At 66.1% G+C, this 19,709-nt stretch carries 15 protein-coding genes; 5 read left to right on the forward strand and 10 right to left on the reverse strand.

Going from position 1 to position 19,709, the window contains the following annotated elements:
• Positions 1–208 precede the first annotated feature (208 nt).
• Positions 209–3,592: a hypothetical protein gene (locus tag BUC15_RS09705; protein ID WP_073187620.1), complete on the reverse strand. Its 3,384-nt coding sequence runs from the start codon at positions 3,590–3,592 to the stop codon at positions 209–211.
• A gap of 170 nt (positions 3,593–3,762) precedes the next feature.
• On the opposite strand from BUC15_RS09705, the gene BUC15_RS19475 reads away from it, so the two are divergent.
• Positions 3,763–3,951 (forward strand): hypothetical protein, encoded by a 189-nt coding sequence (locus BUC15_RS19475; RefSeq protein ID WP_139280192.1) that lies wholly within the window; start codon positions 3,763–3,765, stop codon positions 3,949–3,951.
• Positions 3,952–4,353: 402 nt separating this feature from the next.
• Here BUC15_RS19475 and BUC15_RS09710 read toward each other — a convergent pair whose 3' ends face one another.
• From BUC15_RS09710 to BUC15_RS09730, 5 genes are all read right to left on the reverse strand, one after another.
• Positions 4,354–5,589, reverse strand: a complete 1,236-nt coding sequence (locus tag BUC15_RS09710; protein ID WP_073187622.1) for a TIR domain-containing protein — start codon at positions 5,587–5,589, stop codon at positions 4,354–4,356.
• Positions 5,586–7,214, reverse strand: a complete 1,629-nt coding sequence (locus BUC15_RS19895; RefSeq protein WP_073187625.1) for a hypothetical protein — start codon at positions 7,212–7,214, stop codon at positions 5,586–5,588. Before BUC15_RS19895 ends, BUC15_RS09710 begins: the two co-directional genes overlap by 4 nt.
• Positions 7,204–8,943, reverse strand: coding sequence for a hypothetical protein (locus BUC15_RS09720; RefSeq protein WP_139280193.1), 1,740 nt, complete (start codon positions 8,941–8,943; stop codon positions 7,204–7,206). Before BUC15_RS09720 ends, BUC15_RS19895 begins: the two co-directional genes overlap by 11 nt.
• Positions 8,944–9,166: 223 nt before the next feature.
• A complete protein-coding gene (locus BUC15_RS09725; RefSeq protein ID WP_073187629.1) occupies positions 9,167–10,069 on the reverse strand; it encodes a hypothetical protein in 903 nt (300 codons plus the stop codon).
• 85 nt (positions 10,070–10,154) lie between these two features.
• The gene (locus BUC15_RS09730) at positions 10,155–11,090 is read right to left on the reverse strand and encodes a hypothetical protein (protein ID WP_073187631.1); all 936 of its coding nucleotides are present in this window, start codon (positions 11,088–11,090) and stop codon (positions 10,155–10,157) included.
• A gap of 250 nt (positions 11,091–11,340) precedes the next feature.
• Here BUC15_RS09730 and BUC15_RS09735 point away from each other — a divergent pair, with 250 nt between their 5' ends.
• Complete coding sequence (locus BUC15_RS09735; RefSeq protein ID WP_073187633.1) at positions 11,341–12,258, forward strand: hypothetical protein; 918 nt, start codon at positions 11,341–11,343, stop codon at positions 12,256–12,258.
• A gap of 172 nt (positions 12,259–12,430) precedes the next feature.
• Here BUC15_RS09735 and BUC15_RS09740 read toward each other — a convergent pair whose 3' ends face one another.
• The 4 genes from BUC15_RS09740 to BUC15_RS09750 all read right to left on the reverse strand — a co-directional run bounded on the left by BUC15_RS09740 (position 12,431) and on the right by BUC15_RS09750 (position 13,992).
• Complete coding sequence (locus BUC15_RS09740; RefSeq protein WP_073187635.1) at positions 12,431–12,640, reverse strand: hypothetical protein; 210 nt, start codon at positions 12,638–12,640, stop codon at positions 12,431–12,433.
• Positions 12,637–13,068: a hypothetical protein gene (locus BUC15_RS09745; RefSeq protein WP_073187638.1), complete on the reverse strand. Its 432-nt coding sequence runs from the start codon at positions 13,066–13,068 to the stop codon at positions 12,637–12,639. Before BUC15_RS09745 ends, BUC15_RS09740 begins: the two co-directional genes overlap by 4 nt.
• Positions 13,069–13,257: 189 nt before the next feature.
• Positions 13,258–13,386: a hypothetical protein gene (locus BUC15_RS20990; RefSeq protein ID WP_281249274.1), complete on the reverse strand. Its 129-nt coding sequence runs from the start codon at positions 13,384–13,386 to the stop codon at positions 13,258–13,260.
• Positions 13,387–13,470: 84 nt separating this feature from the next.
• Entirely contained in the window at positions 13,471–13,992 is a 522-nt protein-coding gene (locus BUC15_RS09750; protein WP_217652189.1) for a sulfite exporter TauE/SafE family protein, read from the reverse strand.
• Between the two features lie 319 nt (positions 13,993–14,311).
• On the opposite strand from BUC15_RS09750, the gene gyrB reads away from it, so the two are divergent.
• The 3 genes from gyrB to BUC15_RS09765 are packed head-to-tail and all read left to right on the forward strand — an operon-like array spanning position 14,312 to position 19,686.
• Entirely contained in the window at positions 14,312–16,309 is a 1,998-nt protein-coding gene (gene gyrB, locus BUC15_RS09755; RefSeq protein ID WP_175558293.1) for a DNA topoisomerase (ATP-hydrolyzing) subunit B, read from the forward strand.
• Between the two features lie 49 nt (positions 16,310–16,358).
• A complete protein-coding gene (gyrA, locus tag BUC15_RS09760) occupies positions 16,359–18,935 on the forward strand; it encodes a DNA gyrase subunit A (protein ID WP_073187641.1) in 2,577 nt (858 codons plus the stop codon).
• Positions 18,928–19,686, forward strand: coding sequence for a DUF3566 domain-containing protein (locus BUC15_RS09765; RefSeq protein WP_073187643.1), 759 nt, complete (start codon positions 18,928–18,930; stop codon positions 19,684–19,686). The genes gyrA and BUC15_RS09765 overlap by 8 nt, the downstream gene beginning before the upstream one ends.
• Positions 19,687–19,709: the final 23 nt, after the last annotated feature.

Here is a 19,709-nt window from a genome sequence, read left to right on the forward strand (position 1 = left end):
CTGGTAACGGGGCCAACCCGGCCCCGACGCCGTCACCAGCGAAATGCGTCGACACCAGCGAAGTACCGCAGGTATCGCGCACTATCCCTGGTAACCGGAGCGGAACGCTGGTGACGCGCACTATCCCCTGGTGACGGGCCAACCCGGCCTCGGGTCCTTCCCGCTCAGCCAGACCTCATCACGACCCAGGCAGCTGAGGAGGTCTGAGCTACGACCCCAGCACCGCGTCGGCGACCTTGTCCGAATATGCCGTGTCGCCGTCATTGACCACAACGCTCGCGATCCACACACCGTCGCCCAACACGTGGCTGCGTGCCAGTAGGTACTCTTCGGCCGCGTCGACCAGTTCGCATCGGGTCCGGCCGTCTACCTCCTCGCACAGGATTCCATTGGCCTCGATCACTGCGACGACCTCGTCCACCCTCTCGGCGGGAAGCAACGCGAGGGTCGTCCGGAACCCCTCGGGAGCGCCCTCGAAGCGGCCCCAGGAGCAGTCGATCCGCTCCAGCGGCGCGAGCAATGCTGCGATCCCGACATCGGTGGACTGCGCGGCGACGGGGGCGCCGAGCGGCCCGGGCCCCTCGAAGAGCTCATACCCCCGAGAACCCATCGTGCTGAAGGCCGGGTCGTCGAACAGCGCGATGCAGTTGGAGGGAAGCCCAACGGCTTCGGGGGCTGACGGCGATTGAGCAGATTCGGGGGCTGACTGCCCGGGTGCGGTAGCCGGCGGAGAGGCCGGTTCAGGGGGTGATGAGGGATCGGGTCGACCCGATGCGCCAGGTGTCGTCCCTGCCCCGCCGCAGGTCAGGTCACCGGGCACCGCCCGCCCGGTGGTCTCCCGCCATTCGGCCGCCGTCAGGCCACGGCCGACGGTCGCGCACACCACCTCGATCCATCGGCTCGGGCTGAGATCCAGTACGGCGAGCCCACCGCCTCTTGCCGAGGGATCGTTCTCGTAGCTGATCACTAGGCGCTCACCATTGTCGGAGAAGCCGTATCCCAATCTGGGCGACGTCCGCTCGACGTCCAAGGGGAGCCCGCCGAGGACGATTCCGGAGCTGAGGCTACTGAGTTGCATTCGTCCGACCGCGAGGAACGATGCGACCAGGTCGTTGCCCTGATCGATGACCAGTGGCGCGGCCGGATTGTCAGCCAGCGTCGCGACGATCCGTCCCCCGTCTGCCGTGCGCACCGTCGTGACGACCCCCTCGCGCAGCACCAACAGTTCATCGTGGTAGCGCGAGGTGGTGTCCAGCGGCACGGGCAACTCGGCGACCGTCGTGTCGTCGGCGACGGACGACACGATCACGGGCTTCCCGTTGAAGGTGTCGTTGCCCACCGCGTATGCACCGCTGCCGGAAAGAGACGATGTCTGAATTGCTGTTGCCGTGGTGTTGCCAGAAGCGAGGTCGAGCCGGACGAGCCCTGCCATCGTCCCAATGAGCAGCGTGTCGTCGGGCGCCAGGTACCGCCCCGTCACGTCACCAGAGCGCAGCTGGGCTTCGTCCCGCAGCACGCTGGCACCGGCTTCGCCGAGGCTGTTCCGCGCGATTTCGCTCCCGTCAGAAGACAGGATCACGACGTCGCCAGTGACGGGTTCGACAAAGAAGGCGGAGCCGTCGTCGAGCCAGTCAAGGAAGAGCCCAGAGACTCGTTGAGGCATCCCGACGCCGAGGACGTGCCAGACCGCCTCTGTTAGTTCATCCGCGGTCACGATCGCCTGCGTGCCGGAGTTGTTGACGTGAACCACCGGGGCGCCACTCGCATTGGAGAGCGTCGAGGTCGTTGCCTCCATCGTAGACAGTAACGGATGCCGGTCGAGGTCCCACAACAGCACCCGCCCACCTCCCGCCGAGAGGAGCTGGCCGTTTCCCAGGTACTGGAGCTGGGTCACGATCGTGCTGCCGGTCAGGGTGAGGAAATCGGGCCTCTCTGCGTCAGCGGGAGCCGGCTCGGAGACGTAGATCGCCCCCGAACTGGCGACGGCGACACGGGCACCAGTGGCTGAGACCGCCGACGCTGTGACCGTGCCATCGGGAGCCGCGCCACGCCGGGCACCCTGGCTCATATCGGAGCCCAGCGTGGAGTAGACCGCTACGTCGCCGCCGGGCATCGGGACCGCGACAGCCGAGCCTGAACCCGCGAGGGCATCCACCTGGTACCTCAACGGAATCCAGCCGCGTCCAGCCTCAGAATGCAGCGAGAAGTCGTCGATGCCGCGATGCTGCGCGGTGAGAAGGTCGTCGGAACTGATGAGGATGACGATGTTCTCCTCGTCGCGGAAGGCCACGCTGCGCAGGTACCCATCGACTTCGCCGAGGGGTTCAGCATTGGCGGTGCCGCTGACGCCGCGCAGGACGGCGACCTCGACTCCTGGGACGGCGTCTCCCGACGAGGTCGTCGTCGTACGGGCGTGGACTACGGTCTCGCCCGACGGCGAGACGACCACTGGGCCGACGGCATCGCTGGGGCCCTCGACAAGCGCTCCGTCTCGCCAAACTGCGATCGAGCGGGTCGTGCGCCAGGCATCCTTCCCGAACGCGGCGGCGACGGTGCGCCCATCGTCGCTCACTGAAATCCCTGTGACGGCCCCGCCGTCCTCGCGGAGTGCGGTCATGGCCCGCCCGGCGCGATCCCATTGGAGCACTGCCCCGGCGGAGGTTCCGATTATGACGTGTTTGCCATCTGCCGAGCCAGCCAGCGCCGTAGCACTCCCGTCGAAGTCGACGGCGTCGAGCAGATAGGGGTTTGAGGTGATCGATTGCAGCAAGGCTGCGCGGGTCAGCGCATCGTCCTCCATCCGGAACGCCTGGTCGGCCAACAGCCGGGCCTTCACGATGTCGGTGTCGACGAGCGACTGCGCCGTCGCCGCGAGCTGACGTGCGGTGGCAACCCGGGCCTCCTCCTCCGCACGGTCGCGCTGCTGGGTGGCCTCGCCGGCCTGCATGACGGCCACAATTCCTGCCATGACGGCGACCAGCAGTAGGACGGTCAGCCCCGCGATTGCGCTGCGGGCGAGCCTCCGGGCCCGCCTGTGTTGTCGCACGTTCTCGCCGATGAGGCCATCGCGGTCTTCGCCCCGCACGGTGGCGGCGATGTCAGCGACGCGTTCCTCGAATCGGGGATCGGCGGTCCCGAGGCCACCTTCATCCTCGAACCAGCGCAGGTCGATCCACCGCGGCTCCTCGCGGTAGGCATCGACGAGCACCCGGGGGAGGGCTGTCGAGCGAGCCGTGTCGAACCTGTTCGCCGCTCTGTCCCACCACAGCTCACCGGATGCCTGGACGAGGAGGATGGTGTCCGCGGACTTGTGATCCAGCCACCAACGCAGCTCGTTCGTGACGTATTCGGAAGCTGCGGCCTCTGGAGTTGCGAGCAGGACGAGCCATTTTGACTGTCGCAGCCCACCCTCGATCGTCGACCACAGCGCCGTGTTGGCCGACATGCTGGTGTCGTCGCGGAAGATCCGGGTCGCCCTCAGCCGGTACCAAGGCTTCGCGAAACGCTCCACTGCCCCCTGCAGCGCTGTCGCGAGCGGCGTGGAAGTGGATCGCGCATAGGAGATGAACGCCTGAAACTGCTCGGAACTCATTGGCCCTCCGCATCAGTTGTGGGGGAGAATCGAGTACTGCTTAGGTGCATCTGGCAATTTGTTCTGCGACTCTACTGCTCTCGGGACGCCACCGCAGGCGACCAACGGTCTCAGGACTCCGCTGGCTAGAAGGTGACGCCTTCGTCGTCGGCGCGTACGCGGTTGGGGCGTTGAGCACTATCCAGGACTCGATCGGCGACACGCCGCAGGCGGGCGTCGATTCCCGCAACGAGCCGGGAATAGTGCTCAACGCCCGACGCAACCCGAGCCCCGGAGCCAGGGCCGAGGTCCAGCCTGGTGGCGGGCCAACCCGGCCCGGACGTCGTTACCAGCGAAATGTCTCGACACCAGCCCTCTGACGTCGTCACCAGCGAAGTGCGTCGACACCAGCCCCCTGACGTCGACACCAGCGAAATGTCTCGACACCAGCCCTCTGACGTCGTTACCAGCGAAAACGGTCGATACCAGCGAAGTACCGCAGGTATCGCGCACTATCCCTGGTAACGGGTGCAGACCGCTGGTAACGCGCACTATCCCTGGTGACGGGTCAACCCGGCCCTGACGTCGTCACCAGCGAGGTGCCTCGACACCAGCCCCCAACGGTCGCTGGAGAGGCGGGAGCCGACCCGGGTAGCGTGGCGACTGCGACGACAGAGCAGAAAAGCCCGGGCAGGAGGAGCGCCCACCAGCCGAGGCGTTGTTGAGAGGGGCCAGATCGACCGGGCAGGGGCATGCCGTCGAATCCTTCCCCGCCCATGCGGTTAGGCACCTGTCAGGTCATCCTTGCGTGGCAGAAGCCACTTCACGGCGTAGCGGGTCTGGACGGCGGGCCTCGTTCGTTCGATCCCGATCGAGTAGCCACCGTTCTCGTCACGAACGCACGAGTACGCACCCTTCATCAGGGTTGCGCTCTCGTCGACGAACGGTGCTCCCCGCCAGGTTGCCTCTGGAGGGAGCGGGTCGATCCAGCAGTCCGGCGCGAAGTTGACCGTGTACCTGTAGAGCTCCGTTGGGTTCAGGACCTGGATGATGAACGACTCGTAGTTGCGCATGTCTAACTCGGGGTTCTCCAGAAGCAGTTCACGCAGCTTCTCTCTATGCGCCACCTTGAGGGCGGGGAGGGTGAAGCGGTAGGTCATCTTGACTTCGGTGCCTGCCACCAGCGGCGGGTGGAAGTCCAGGTGGAAGCTGTAGTTGCCTCCTGGCACGACGGACTTGTTGGAGATGCTGATTCTTCCGTTGGGATAGTCGTATTCGAGAATCTCGACGCCGAAGCCCTCGTCGGCGCGGAAAGGGAGGATGTTCGCCGCTTGAGCCACGACGACCGGCACGTAGTGGATCACCGGTGACTGGCAGACGAAGTGCTCCTTCCTGGTGGAGGTCGCGCGGAGGGAATCCCGGTCCGCGCCCAGCGCCAAGTCCCACGTCTGGTCCAGGAGAATGTGACGTCGTGGATACGTCGAGTCGGCCGGTGCGTTCGCTGACGGGTCGACGATGCCCGGTTCGGGCGCAGCGGCGCCGCACTCCTCGAACGCCTCCTGGGCGTAGTAGCAGATGAGGTCCGCGTGCTCGAAGGGCACCCGCTGCCTCCCACACAATCCGGCGAGGTTCGTGAGGAACTTCTTGACGCCGACGGTGTCGCCGATCTCCGTTGCCTGGTAGTCGTCGCGCATGGGCGTGAACAGGTCATCGGCCTCGATGTCAGGGAACAACAAGATGAAGATGGGTTTCTCGGACAGCCAGAACGCGGTGAACTCGGCACTCAGCCACTGGCTTCCCCGGTACCTCGGAGTCACGAGGAACAACCCGGCGTCACACTCGTTCAGGCTCTTCCGGATCCAGGATTTCCACATGTCTCCAGCGCCGAGATCCCGGGCATGGGTGAACTGGAGGTCCCCGTCGAAAGCGTTGCTGAGTCGTGTGATGACGGACTCAGCCAAGTGCGCCTCGGCAAGGCTGGAACTGACGAACAGGTTCGTCCTCGACTGGTTGATCATGGGTTTCCTCCCTTTCGCTCCTTCTTGACGGACGGGTCCAGCAGGCCCGATGATCCCGCCCGGAACACCTCCACCCCACCCTCCGCGAGGATGTACGGCAACTGAGCCATGATGTGGAAGTCGTACCTCCGCGTCCTTTCCGGCACGTCTTTCCAGGGTTCCATCCATTTGTGGTCGTTGGCCCCGTTGAGTCTCTGGAACAAGGCCCAACGACGGTGTTCCAACTCGGCCAACCTGCCTATCGGAAGGTCGACGGGGGCTGAGCCCCCTGATCTGGTCGACCTCCAGTCGAGCCCGACGGCGGCGTGAGCGACCGCCGAGCCGACGACGACCCCGCGGTTGCTGGCCTTGAGGAAGTCCGAGAGTTCCTCCCACATCTCATATGCGACACTCGAGCCGGTGGCGTTGCCGGTCTCCGAACTGACGTCCTGGTAGGCGAGATGCACCATCGGCGCCAGCAACTCGGCCGTCTCAAGGCTCAGCAGGGGCGCTTGGCCGACGGGGCGGTTGACCGCCAGCCCGGCCCGCCTGGCAAGCCGGGGCAGCTGGAAGGCGAGCTCCAAAGCAGTCAGACGGGTGCCGTCCGATTCTCTACATCCCACAGCCCGTTGGATCTCCCGTGCCATGGCACTGAGCTCGCCCGGCGTCAGGATGATTCCGACGTCCCCGGCACCTTCCCCCGACAGCTCCAGCCCGGCGCTGGCCAGGATCGTCTCGCAGGCAGCCGCCACCGACCCCAGCTGTCGGCGAAGCATCTCGGGTTGCTCGGCATATGGGACCGGAGACGTCGTACCTGGCTGGTTGATGACGTCGTCGAAGATGGGTTCCTCCGGTCGCGTCGCGGCGGCTTCAGGGGCGTTCATCCACGCGGTGTCGGCGAGCAGCAATTCGCGGAGCCGGACGGAAGCGTCGGAATCGGTGGTCGCAGCAAGTTGGATCGCCTGGGTCACCGAGAAGACGGTCACGGCCTCGGGAGAGGGCCAGCGCGCGGCGTGGCCGTCGATGATGGCGGCCACACGAGCCTTGGGATGACGGCGTGCGATCGCCGAAGCGATGGTGAGAGTGGAGTCGGGTGCGGCGGTCGCCACAATCACGGTCGGCCCGGTTGCGGTGCCCTTCTCGTCGGGTGGGGCGTCCCACATCTCGACGAGTTCACCGACACGGATCGCCACCGGGATGGGTCTTCCCGAAACCTCGGTCCACGTGACCCGACCCTCCCGCCCTGCCTCCTCGCGGGCATCACGCGCCCAGCCCGGCTCCTGCCCAATGCAGTGGACGATCAACGGCCAACCCGGCTCAGACCAGCCCTCGAGAAGTGCGCGGGTCACATGCCGTGCCAGGTCGCCGTCGCCCACGACCACCGGGGGCGGTGCGACCCTCCCGAGCGGCGCGGGCGGGAACTGATCGGTGACCCGCCTTGCCAGCGCCGGACCCCAGGCCGTGGCGGTGACGAGCGGATCGCGCGCGTACAGGTCCGCCAGGTCCTGTTCCAGGAAGACGGTTCTGCACGGCTGCCCGGGGTGCTGCCTACGCCACTGGGCAAGTAGCTCCCCCGTCTCGGCATCAGAGGAGCCGATGACGATTTCGATGGCGTCGTCTCCGGACAGCGCGCAATCAGATTGCATAGTGGATCCCTTGGGTCGGGGTGCGATCAGAAGGCCCGGAGCGATGCTCGGCCCGGTTGGTGTGTCCCTGGATGTCGAAGGGGAGGTCGTCGGGGTCGCCTGTCCTCGGCACGGGAAGGAAGGGGAGATCCGTCCTGTCTCCGCCGGCGATATCGGGGGCCCCGGAGGCCACGAAACCTGCGGTTCGAGAGAACACGATGATCTCGGAGGCGACCTCTGGAAGGTTCCGCTCCAAAGCCAAACGAACCCCCAGCTCGAAAGCCGGATGGAGCTCGGTGCGGAGCCAGGCATCCCGGAAGGCGCGTTTGCGCATCGCGAAGCGCTCCAGATGGAGGGCACCGGCACCGCCCAGCACGCACTCCAGCGCCCGATCCGATTCACCCATCGCGTCGAGGGTCCGCCCCAGTTCGAGGAGCGCCCTGGCCTCCCACAGCTCCATTCCATCCAGGAACCGGACGCGTTCAACGGCTCGGCGGAGGAGTCGCTGCGACTCCAGGAGCGACGTCGTCCCCAGCCCTCTCAACAAGGCGCCGGCTTCGACCAACGCGCCCACCTCCACCCGCTCAAGGCCGGGAACCCCGTGCAGCCGCGCCACTTGACCAGCGACCCGCGGGGTCAAGGCCTTCGGAGAACCTTTGGCCTCGTTGATGGCCAGGTCGACCTGGCTGCCCAAGGCCGCCGCGGAGAGTCGGCGCTGGCTCAAGGTTGCTTTGTCGCGGAGGCGTCGCGCGAGCCGGGCCTGCAACTGCTCATCGGAGTGGACCAGGTCCTGATTCACCCGGCGCTCATCTGGGGTGCGACGCTCGCGGCCGAGGTCCACCGCGATGGGGGCCGACGGTGGGGGTGGCGGCTCTCTAGGGCCGTCGAATCGCGGAGCGAGGCGATCCAGACGGCCATTGGCCTTCTTCCGCCTGCCCTCGGCACGGTCGAGTTGCCCCCACTCGGTCAGGCAGGCGGCGAACTGCTGGTCGAGTCGCACCTTGACGGCGTCCATGCCGGTGCAGGTCCCCAAGAGCGCCTGGGCGTCCTCAAGGTTGTCCAGCGCCTCGGCGATGCGACCCAGCTGGTGCAGATTCCCGGCACGGGCCAGAAGGTACCTGATCCTGATGCGGGTTGGGGCCGCTGGCTGCGACCAGTATCCGCGATCCTGCTCCAGCACGGATGCGGCATCGCCAAGCCGACCGCAACGGGTCAGCGCATCGGCGAGCGTGATCCTGACGCTGCGTTCGCGCACCTGCTTCCCTGCCCGGGCGAACTCGGCGAGCGCGTTCTGCAGATCTGCGACAGCCACGAAGAACTGTGAAGTCTCAAGGTGGCACTCACCGACAAGCGCCCACGCCCAGCCGGAAACCGTGGCGTCCGGATCGTCGAGCCACCCTTTGGCCATGCCCAACGCCTGGATGTGACGGTCGGAGGCCAGCAGGCATGCGGCCAGTTCCAGCTCGGCCAGCCCGACGCTCCGCTCGCCGGGAGCGGACGCCGCCAAGTTGGCGAGTCGCACCGCGTGCGATGCCGAGTCGCGGGCCATCCGGAGGTCGGCCGGGTCTTCGCCGTGGCGCAGGATCCGTGCCTGAAGCCGGAATGCGGCTGATCGTCGCCGCGAGTCCTGTCCTCTGCCGCTGCCTCGAAGGTACCGGAGGAGGTGCTCGTGTGCGTCTTGTAGGTTACCGGCGAGGTCGAGCCGGCGCGCGGCGTCCAACTGAGAGTAGTCCAGGATTGTCATTGTCATCGTCGTCCGGATCTGATTGCCGCTTGTCGAGGGGCGGGAGGAGTTCGACTGCCGCCCTTGGCGAAGTTGCGCGTCTGGTGGTGCCGCCCGCGCCACCGTCCCAGCGTTCCTTGGTCGCTTGGGGACATCCTTGCCGACCGCGGCGTCGTCCGGGGCCAGTGACGCGAGGATCTCCGCCCTCACTGTTCGGGTCAGGGATGGCCCCTGTCGCGCGTGTTCCCGTTCAGGAGGCCAGCAACAACTCGTGGTCCAGGTCGGACAGCGCGTCGCGGATCTCGCTGGTCTCAGTTGGCGGTTCCTGGCCCACCACCTCGACCGCGGCCTTGTGGAAGGCAACCTGTGGGTCGTCTCCAGCGGAACGATGGCGGGCATATGAGGCGCGCAGCAGTCGCATGAGGATCCCGTCGACCTCATCGGGGCGGTCGACGGTGTGCTCCGGGGTGAGTGCCTCGGCGGGGCCGGTGGTGTAGAGGGGCAGGGTCAGGTTCGAGTACACCCAGGCATGTCCGGCCGTGGCCTTGGCGGTGGCGATGACAAGGCCGACGTCGCGTCGGACCTCCTCCAGCGGAACGACCCGTCCCCCGTCCAGAAACGTCTTCTCCTCGGCGAAACCGGCCATCGGCCAGCGGCCGGGGACGTGGTGTGGGCTGAACGGGTACGAACGCATCACCCGGAAGAGAACCAGCAACCATTCGCCCTCAGGCAGGAGGGCCAGTTCGCGGTTGATGCGCCCGGCGGCTCCGTCCGTTCGGGAAGGCTTGACGGGGAACCCTTGCGCCGCCCGCTCACAGCGCCCCATCTCCACGAGTTCCGTGGTCGCGATCCGGTACGCATAGGCTCCCGGGTCCTTGACTGTTGCGTTGGAAGCCGAGCCTGCCCTGGTCAGCTTCGCCAACACGCGTGACAGCAACTCGTGGTGCAAGTCGATGCACCCGACGGTTGTACACCACTCATGAACGTCGAGACCGCCCCGGTCGTTGGGTCCGTACGGCGCGTTCCGGGTCAGGCAACGCGACCACCCGTAGTGGAGCGCCATGCGTTGCTGCAGGCTGGCCACCCAGACCGCCTCAGCGAGTACCGGTAGGGGGAGAACGATGCTCTGGTCTTTCGGAACCTGTGCTTCCATACGCACAGGGTGGTTGCGCAGGTCGCCTCAGTAGGACGGCTCCCCCTGAAATGGCAGGGAATTGGCGGAAACCCCTACAGGCTCGTCACCAGCGCCAGCGAACCCCGTAACACAGCCCCGGCTGCATCTGGTCAAACCTGAACAGGTGTCGCCTGGCCACCGGCTGGCTCCACTGCTCGGGCGGCACATGGGCTTCCGGCTCCAAGGGAGGCGTTGAGACGAACTGCTGGAGCGCGTTCGGGCGGGATTCCCCGAAGAGAAGTTCGACCTCGGCGTCGTAGGTTGCCGTGTGCGGCAGAAACCCGACGAGCGGATCAAGAGAAGCGTGGTCAGGCAGTATCACCGAGAAGGCGAAGGAATGCTGCTCGCCCGGGTGCAACTTCTTCGGGAGCAGCAGCCGCAACGCCCAGGTGCCAGGTGCTACGAACTTGAGGTCGCCGATGGAGCAACCTTCCAGGGCTCGGAGGCCGAGATGCTCTCCTGCAAGCCGCGGGAACCCGATGCGTTCATCCGTATGGTCGATCCCCTCCGAGCGGGCAGTGATGGTCCTTTCCATCACCACGGCCGGTTTGGGGCCGCTCATGTCGACGCGGCAGCGCGCACCGGCGAAGACGTAGTCGACGTCTTGCAGCACGCATCGCTCCTGGTTGGACAACAGCATCGAGACCAACGTGTCGATCGCGTCGTCGACCATGCGGTACGCGGTACGTTGCGACACCCCGAACAGGTCCGCTGTCGCCTGGAGCCGCGCCCCGCGGGTCGGTGGCGCGTCGCGACGGAACCCCGCCGCCTCCAGGAACGCCTTGCGTGGGCGATCGTTGAGGCGGTCGGTGCAGGAAAGCAGCGATCTCCGGACGAGTTCCCTGGTGCGGGCCGCAGAGTCGGAGTCCGAGATGTTGAGCGTGTCCAGAAGCACCTGGCTGAATCGGTCTGCGCGATGAATCCCTGTCGCGCGCAACGCGACGAGGGCAGCCCTCAGCGCCACGGCGCCGTCCTCGCGGGTGTCATCTGCGTTGCTCATCTGTCGCCCCCTCAGGGCGCATCTTAGTAAACCGCTGCCCTGCAGCGATGGGCGCCCGCCCTGAACCCGTCCGTCCGTCATAGTTGGCACGAGCGGAAGGAACAACGTGACGCAACTGATGGTCCTGTGTGTCGATTGGGTGGAGAGCCTGCCATGTTGGGCTCAATGTGCGCCGTCTGGTCGTGGGATCTCAGCCGCGCTGGCGGCTACCCATCTTGTCGTTCCCTCATTGGCCAGGCGTTGGCCTCGCATGCCGGGAGCCGACGCCGACCTCCTGCCTCAACAGGTGGAAGAGGCCCTCACGGTGCTCGGTCAGGCCGAACCTGAAGTGTCGGGTCACCTACTCCAGATCAGGTCCGTGATCGACGAAGGACTTGCACGGTGGGAAGGCCCCCGCTCATCGGTGATGGCCAACGCCGTCGCGAGGAAGCTGTTCGAGAAGGTCAACTCGTTTGAGTCGGAGGGGGAGCGCCTGACCTCGACGGAGTTGTCGGCCGTGCTCTCCACCTACCTCAGCAACCTGCGCCAGCCGAGCCTCGCGGCGGGGTCGTCTGTGGCCGGGGGCTGGAAACATCTCCCTGCGCCGCGTGCGGAGTCGTTGACGGTGACGCAAGGCTCGCGGGGAGTTGTCCGTATCGGTTCTGCTTTCACCGAGTCGTCCGGAATCGTCACGCTCCCACTGAAGGGGGCGTTGCTCGCCGTCGACATCGGCGATCCCGAGATGCTCCCGTCTTGCGAGGTGCTCGACGTTGAGATCGCTGCGCCGGTCGTCGCGGCCTTGTACGGCGACGAGGTGTTGAGGGCGGTCAAGACCGTCTCATCTGGTTTGGATGGGCACGTCGCAGCACCGGTGTCGGACGCGATGATCATGGGCAGGCTCGTGAACCTCGCATGTCTGCGGTGGTGCAGGGAGACGTCCCCTGTTGAGCTGGACGATGCGCTGCTTGAGGCGCAGGAACTCTGCCTGGTGGGGCAGCTTCAGGATCTGCTCGAGTCGCCTCCAGCTTGGGAGGGTCGCCTGGCCCAGGTCTGCGGTGAGCTGATCGGGCGTGAGGAGCCGCAGCAGGGCTCCACCCTCAGCAGGACGCTGGTCGAGGCTGCCGAGTTGCTGACCGGGTCGTCCGCTTCTCGCTCCGGTGATTGGCCCGAGACCACCGATTGCAGTTGAGAACGCGTCCTTAAGATCGCGATGTTGGTTCGTGGATGAACCAACATCACGATCTTAAGCCGATCCTCTCCGGGCCGACCCCATGGACTCAGGCATTAAACGCGGTGGTACGGCCGGGTGGGATGGCTGGCGACACGACTCCGCGCCCGCCACGGCCTCCGGTGTCGCCCCGCTAGGACCCGATGTCGGTGGCTTCGATGGCGGCCGCGACCCAGGCGGAATCGAGCCGGTCCGCGACGGCACCGCAGGTGCCTCCGGGCACGGCCGCGCTCACGCCGTCGATCCGCATCCCGCGGAGCGGCCCACGGGCATCGGCGGCGACCAGCTCGCCGCGCCGACCCGCCTGCGCGAGTTGCGCGAAGTTCACCTCGAAGTCGCTCATTTCTGGCGCGGGATGTCGTAGTGGACCGCGAGGTCGTCGAGGGTGACGGTGCCGGTGAGTCCGAGTTCCGACAGCTCGAAGCCGTCGCCAGAGGCGCTGACGACCTTGATACGGACCCAGCTGTCGGCGATCGGATTCTCCACCATGGCGTTCGCGACGGCGCGACCGACATCGTCGAGGAGCGACAGGTTGACGGCCTCATCGTCGGTGTCGGACCACACGGCCCCACCGATCCAGGCCTGGTTGCTGTTGAAGGGCCCCTGCAGCGAGTAGCCGACGTCGACCAGGTTCGCCACGTGGGGTAGAGGCTCGATCGCCTCCTGAAGTGCGGTGGTCCACCGCTCGGAATCCTTGGCCTCGTCGGGGACGCCGCCGCACCCGAACAGCGCCAGGGTGGCGGCGAGACCGACGGCGATCTGTCTGCGCATGGTTCGAAGCGTAGTGGGCAGGGGGTCCTTGCCCGGGGGCTAGGCCCAGGTGACGGAAAACTGCGGACAGATGAGCCGAAATCGGCCTGAGAAACGATTCTCTCAATGTGGCTGCACTTCTCCGTCAAACCCTGGTGGGGACCGATCTTCCCGCCTTGCTCGGGGCCAGCCCTCCGGGGGGCCGTCCCTCTACAGGACGATCAGCGCTCCGGCCGCGATCACCGACGTCAGCAGCGTCACGATGTCGAACAGTCGCTGAGGAACCTTCCCGATCACCGCCATACCCACCAACGCCCCGACGAGGACGGCTGGGGCCATCAGCGCCCCAGTGGTCAGGACCCGTGGGGTGAACAGCCCAAGCGATGCCGTCAGCGGTGTCTTCGCCAGGTTGATGATGAAGAACTACCAGGCGCCGGTGCCCAGGAAGCGGAGCTTCTCCACCTTCGCCAACTGCAGGTAGATGGCCATCACCGGCCCCGCCGCGTTGGCCGCCATCGTCGTGAACCCGGCCATCACGCCCGCGGTCACCGTCAGGGCGCGGTGGGGCGGCCGGTCGTCATCTGCCTGCGGCTGCCGGTTCATCACCTTCGTCGCCAACTGCATGAGCACGAAGATCAGCAGGAGCACCCCGATGGAGCGCTTCAAGACCAGGTCGTCGACCATGGAGAGGAACAGCGCTCCCAGCAGGAGCCCGGGGACGACGGCAGGGATGAGCCCGCGCAACAGCTTCCAGTCGGCCGCCTTCCGGTACCGGATCACGGCGATCACGTCTCCGGTGAGCAGCATCAGCAAGGCGGCGGCCGTCGATTCCTTCGTGGGCATCGCGAGGGCCAGCATCGCGACCGAGATCGAGGCCAAGCCACCGAAGCTGGTCTTTGCAAGGCCGATCAGCAACGCCGCGACGGCCAGGATCACCCACTCCATGCTGCACTCCCTTGTTAGTACATATCGGAGATCAACGATAGGGCCATGTCGCGACCCCACGGCAGTCAGGTCCACTCAACGGCCATGGCTCGTTGTGGGGTGGATCGTGGGCCCCCCCGCCCTAGGGCCTCCAACCCGTCAGAGGGGCAAATTTGGCCTTACACGGCCATTGACGATGATCGGATGCCCGGATTCTCACAGGAAGGCGGTAGAATTGGCCCGTTCAAAGGCGCCGGCTCCACCGGCGCCAATGTGTGTGGTCAGGAGCAATGTGTCGGAAGACGTGCAGGAAATCGACGAGTTCGGTCCCCAGGAGCGGATGGAAGGCCTCGTCGACGCGGCCGACATCACCGTCACCGGCAGCTATGACGCGGATCAGATCTCGGTGCTCGAAGGGCTCGAGGCGGTTCGCAAACGCCCGGGCATGTACATCGGGTCCACCGGTGAACGAGGCCTCCATCACCTCGTGCAGGAGATCGTCGACAACTCCGTCGACGAGGCCCTCGCTGGCTACTGCGACACCATCGAGATCGAACTGCTCGACGGCGGTGGCGTGCGTGTCCGCGACAACGGCCGCGGCATCCCCGTCAAGGAGCACCCAGTCGAGAAGATCCCCACCGTCACACTCGTGTTGACGGTGTTGCACGCCGGCGGCAAGTTCGGCGACGGCGGCTACAAGGTCTCAGGCGGTCTCCACGGCGTCGGCTCCTCCGTCGTCAACGCCCTCTCCGAGAAGTTGATCGTCGAGGTGAGCCGCGACGGCTACCGTTTCGAGCAGACCTTCCACCTGGGCGACCCGGTCACCGAACTCGAACAGATGGAGGCGACCGAGACCACCGGCACCACGATCACGTTCTATCCGTCGCCGGAGATCTTCGAGACCACCGAGTTCAACTACGACACCCTGGCGACCCGGTTCCGAGAGATGGCCTTCCTTAACAAAGGGCTCAAGCTCACGTTGATCGACCTGCGAGCCAATCATCAGGTCGCTACGGGTGACGAGGGTGAGACCGACACCCCGTACAACGAGTTCCTGTATGCCGATGGCTTGAAGGACTACGTCAAGTACCTCGCGGCAGGCAAAGAGGCCATCCATCCGACCGTCATCGATGTCGAGGCCCATGCGCCCGACCTCGGCATGGGGGTCGAGATCGCGATGCAGTGGAACTCGAGCTACTCCAACTCGGTCTACACCTTCGCCAACACCATCAACACGCACGAGGGCGGCACGCACGAAGAGGGCTTCCGCGCCGCGCTGACCAACACCGTCAATCGGTGGGGTGAGGCGTGGGGGCTGATGAAGAAGCGTGAGGACCGGGTCTCCGGCGACGACATCCGCGAGGGCCTGACCGCCATCGTGTCGATCAAGGTCGCCGAACCACAGTTCGAGGGCCAGACCAAGACCAAGCTTGGCAATACAGAGGCAAAGAGCTTCGTGCAGCGGGTCATGAACGACCGGCTCGGCGACTGGTTCGAGCGCAACCCGGCCGAGGGCAAGGACATCGTCCGCAAGTCGCAGTCCGCGGCGCAGGCACGGATCGCGGCCCGTAAGGCCCGCGACATGGCCCGCTCCCGTAAGGGCCTGCTCGGCGGCTCCGGCCTGCCGGGCAAACTCGTCGATTGCCAGTCGACCAACCCCGCCGAATGCGAACTGTTCATCGTCGAGGGCGACTCCGCAGGCGGCTCCGCCCGGGGCGGCCGCGACCCCAAGACGCAGGCGATCCTCCCGATCCGGGGCAAGATCCTAAACGTCGAGAAGGCCCGCATCGACCGGATCCTCGCCAACAAGGAGGTCGAGGCGATCATCAACGCGCTCGGCGCCGGCATGCAGGAGGATTTCGACGTCGACAAGCTGCGTTACCACAAGCTCGTGCTGATGGCCGACGCCGACGTCGACGGCGCGCACATCCGGACGCTGCTACTCACCCTGCTGTTCCGGTTCATGCGTCCGATGATCGACGCCGGGCACGTGTACCTGGCGCAGCCGCCCCTTTTCCGGCTCCGCTGGACCAACGCCCCGCACGAGCTCGCCTACAACGATGCCGAGCGGGACGCGCTCCGAGACAAGGGATTGGCAGACGGCAAGAAGCTGCCCCAGGTCAACCCGATCCAGCGCTACAAGGGTTTGGGCGAGATGAACCCCGAGGACCTGTGGGAGACGACGATGGACCCGGAGAACCGGATCCTGTTGCAGGTCACCCTCGAAGACGCGGCGATGGCAGATCAGATGTTCTCCATCCTGATGGGCGAGGACGTCGAACAGCGCCGCACGTTCATCCAGCGTAACGCCAAAGACGTCCGCTTCCTCGACATCTGAGCGCCCCGCGCCTCGAACTCCACACAAGGTTTAAGAAGGTAACTGACTAATGGCTGCAGACGATCTGACACCGATGATCGGCCGGATCGACGCGATCGATCTCCAGGCAGAGATCCAGAGCTCCTACCTCGACTACGCGATGAGCGTCATCGTCGGACGCGCCCTGCCCGACGTGCGGGATGGGCTCAAGCCGGTACACCGACGGGTGCTCTACGCGATGTGGGACGGCGGTTACCGTCCCGACCGGGGCTGGAACAAGTGCTCCCGCGTGGTCGGCGAGGTGATGGGCCTCTACCACCCCCACGGCGACTCCGCGATCTACGACACGCTCGTGCGACTCGCCCAGCCGTGGGCCATGCGTCACCCGCTGGTCTCCGGGCAGGGCAACTTCGGCAGCCAGGGCAACGACAAGGCCGCGGCCATGCGGTACACCGAATGCAAGATGGCTCCGCTGGCCGTTGAGATGGTTCGCGAGATCGAGCAGAACACCGTCGACTTCCGACCGAACTACGACAATCGCGAGGAGGAGCCGGTCGTCCTGCCTGCGCGGTTCCCGAACCTCCTGGTGAACGGGTCGACGGGTATCGCCGTCGGCATGGCGACCAACATTCCCACGCACAACCTCCGCGAGGTCAACGACGCGGTGCAGTGGGCGCTGGCCAACCCGGGGGCGAGCCGCGAGGAGCTGCTTGAGGCCGCGATGCAGCGCATTCAAGGCCCCGACTTCCCCGGCGGTGGCCTCATCGTCGGGCGCAGCGGGATCGAGGAGGCGTACCGCACCGGCCGCGGCTCCGTCACGATGCGCGCAGTGATCGACATGGAGGAGGACGCAAAGGGTCGCCAGCTCCTGGTTGTCACAGAGTTGCCGTACATGTGCAACCCGGACGCGTTGGCGCAGAAGATCGCCGACCTGGTCAACTCGGGTCGACTCACCGGCATCGCCGACATCCGCGACGACACCTCGGCGCGCACGGGCACGAGGCTCGTGTTCGTCCTCAAGCGCGACGCGCAGCCGCGGGTCGTGATGAACAACCTCTACAAGCACACGGCTCTGCAGGACACCTTTGGCTGCAACATGCTCGCGATCGTCGAGGAGGTGCCCCGGACGCTGCGGCTCGACCAGTTCCTCTCGCTGTGGATCAAACATCAGCTCGAGGTCATCCGGCGCCGCACGCAGTGGCAGGTGGACGAAGAGGAGAAGCTCGCCCACATCGACCGAGGCCTGGTAAAGGCCTTGAACATGCTCGACGAGGTGATCGCGCTCATCCGTGCGAGCCGCACCGCGGACGAGGCCAGCGTCGGGCTGCAGCAGTTGCTGGGCATCGACGAGATCCAGGCTCGCGCCGTCCTCGATCAGCAGCTGCGACGCCTGGCGTCCATGGAGATCCAGAAGATCGTGGAGCGTTTGGCCGTCCGCGAGGCGCGGATCGCCGACCTCAGGGCCATCCTGGCCGATGAGGGGCGGCAGCGTCAGATCATCTCGACCGAGCTCCAGGAGATCGTCGACAAGTACGGCGAAGAGCGTCGCACCAGGATCGTCGCGGCCGACGGCGATTTCTCCGAAGAGGACTTCATCCCCAACGAGGATGTCGTCGTCACCATCACTCACGGCGGCTACGCCAAGCGCACCCGGGCCGACCAGTACCGGTTGCAGAAGCGGGGCGGCAAGGGCGTCCGTGGGGCCAGCCTGCGGGCCGACGACGAGGTGCAGCATCTGTTCACCACCTCGAACCACCAGTGGATCCTGTTCTTTTCGAACTTCGGGCGCGTGTATCGCTCCAAGGCGTGGCAACTGCCCGAGGCGGGCCGTGACGCCAAGGGCGGCCACGTCGCCGGCCTGATGAACTTCCTCCCGGATGAGAAGATCGCGCAGGTGCTGACGCTCAACAGCTACGACGACGCGCCGTACCTACTGCTTGCCACGAAACGTGGGCTGGTGAAGAAGACCGACCTGAAGGCCTACGACTCACCGCGTCAGGCGGGCGTGATCGCGATCAACTTCCGAGAGGAGGGCGACGAACTGATCGGCGCCTCACTGGTGTCGTCGGTCGACGACGTGCTGCTGATCTCCCGGAAGGGCCAGGCGATCCGGTTCCAGGCCGACGATTCGCAGTTGCGGCCGATGGGTCGCGCGACCTCCGGCGTATCGGGCATGAAGTTCCGGGCAGGGGACGAGTTGCTGAGCATGGCGGTGCTTCGCGCGGACGTCGACTACGCAGACCAGTTCGTGTTCACCGTCACCGACGGCGGCTTCGCCAAGCGGACCCTGGTCGAGGAGTATCGACAGCAGGGTCGCGGCGGCCTCGGGATCAAGGCCATGAAGCTCAGCGAGGACCGCGGCCAACTGGTCGGAGGCCTCATCGTAGGCGAATCGGACGAGGTCATGGCGATCAAGGTCTCGGGTCAGGTGACCCGGTCGGCGGTCGCGGACGTGCCCGTCAAGGGACGCGACACCATGGGCGTGAAGTTCGTCGGGGTCCGCGGAGAGGACGCCGTCGGGGCGATCGCCCGGTATCCCGAATCGGAAGACGTGGAGGCCGTCGATGAGGCCGAATCGGAGCAACCAGGTAGCGTAGGCGATGCAAATGTTGCCGAAACGGTGAACGAGGAGGACTCGGATGAGTGAGAACTCGCCCCGCTGGCCAGGCCGGAACGGGTCGCCAGGCCTTGATTTCTCGCCCTACCGCCAGTCGGAGGAGGACGAGACCGCCTCGGTCGCCGCCGGTGCGGAGGGTGCGCCCACGGTCATGGCCGAAACAGTCGCGCAGCCCGCGGTCGACGGCCCAGCCGGTCAACCTTCGCCGCAGAAGCCCCGGACCCCACCTTCGGCACGGGTGGCCAGCACCGCCAAGGAATGGGCCGCGGTCCCGGTTGCCGGGATGTCGACCCCACCCGCCGTCGGGGCCGATCCCATGGCTCCGGGCACCCCGACGCGGGATACCGCTGCTGGGGTTGCCGGGGTTCCCATGGTCGGGATCGGTTCGAAGCAGCGAGGCTCGCGGCGCACGCGGAAGGCGCGGTTGCGCCTCTCTCGGATCGACCCCTGGTCCGTGATGAAGACGACGCTACTGTTCTCGATCGCCTTCGGCATCATGGGGTTGGTCGTCGCTTTCGTGCTCTGGTCCGTGCTGGCGGGATCGGGAGCCCTTGAATCTTTGAACACGCTGATCAACACGCTCCTGGGTGATGCGGAGAACAGTGGGGCCGGGTTCCGGGTGGAGGAGTTCCTCACCGTTCAGCGGGTCATGGGCTTCGCGGTGGTGTTGGCGGTTATCGACGCTGTGATCATCACGGCCGTGACCACGCTGTTCGCGTTCCTGTACAACCTCGCGGCCACGGTAATGGGTGGGCTGGAAGTCACCCTGGCCGAGGACTGAGGTTGGCGGCGACAGGTTGCACG

It is taken from the genome of Tessaracoccus bendigoensis DSM 12906, assembly GCF_900141915.1.
Lineage (GTDB): Bacteria > Actinomycetota > Actinomycetes > Propionibacteriales > Propionibacteriaceae > Arachnia > Arachnia bendigoensis.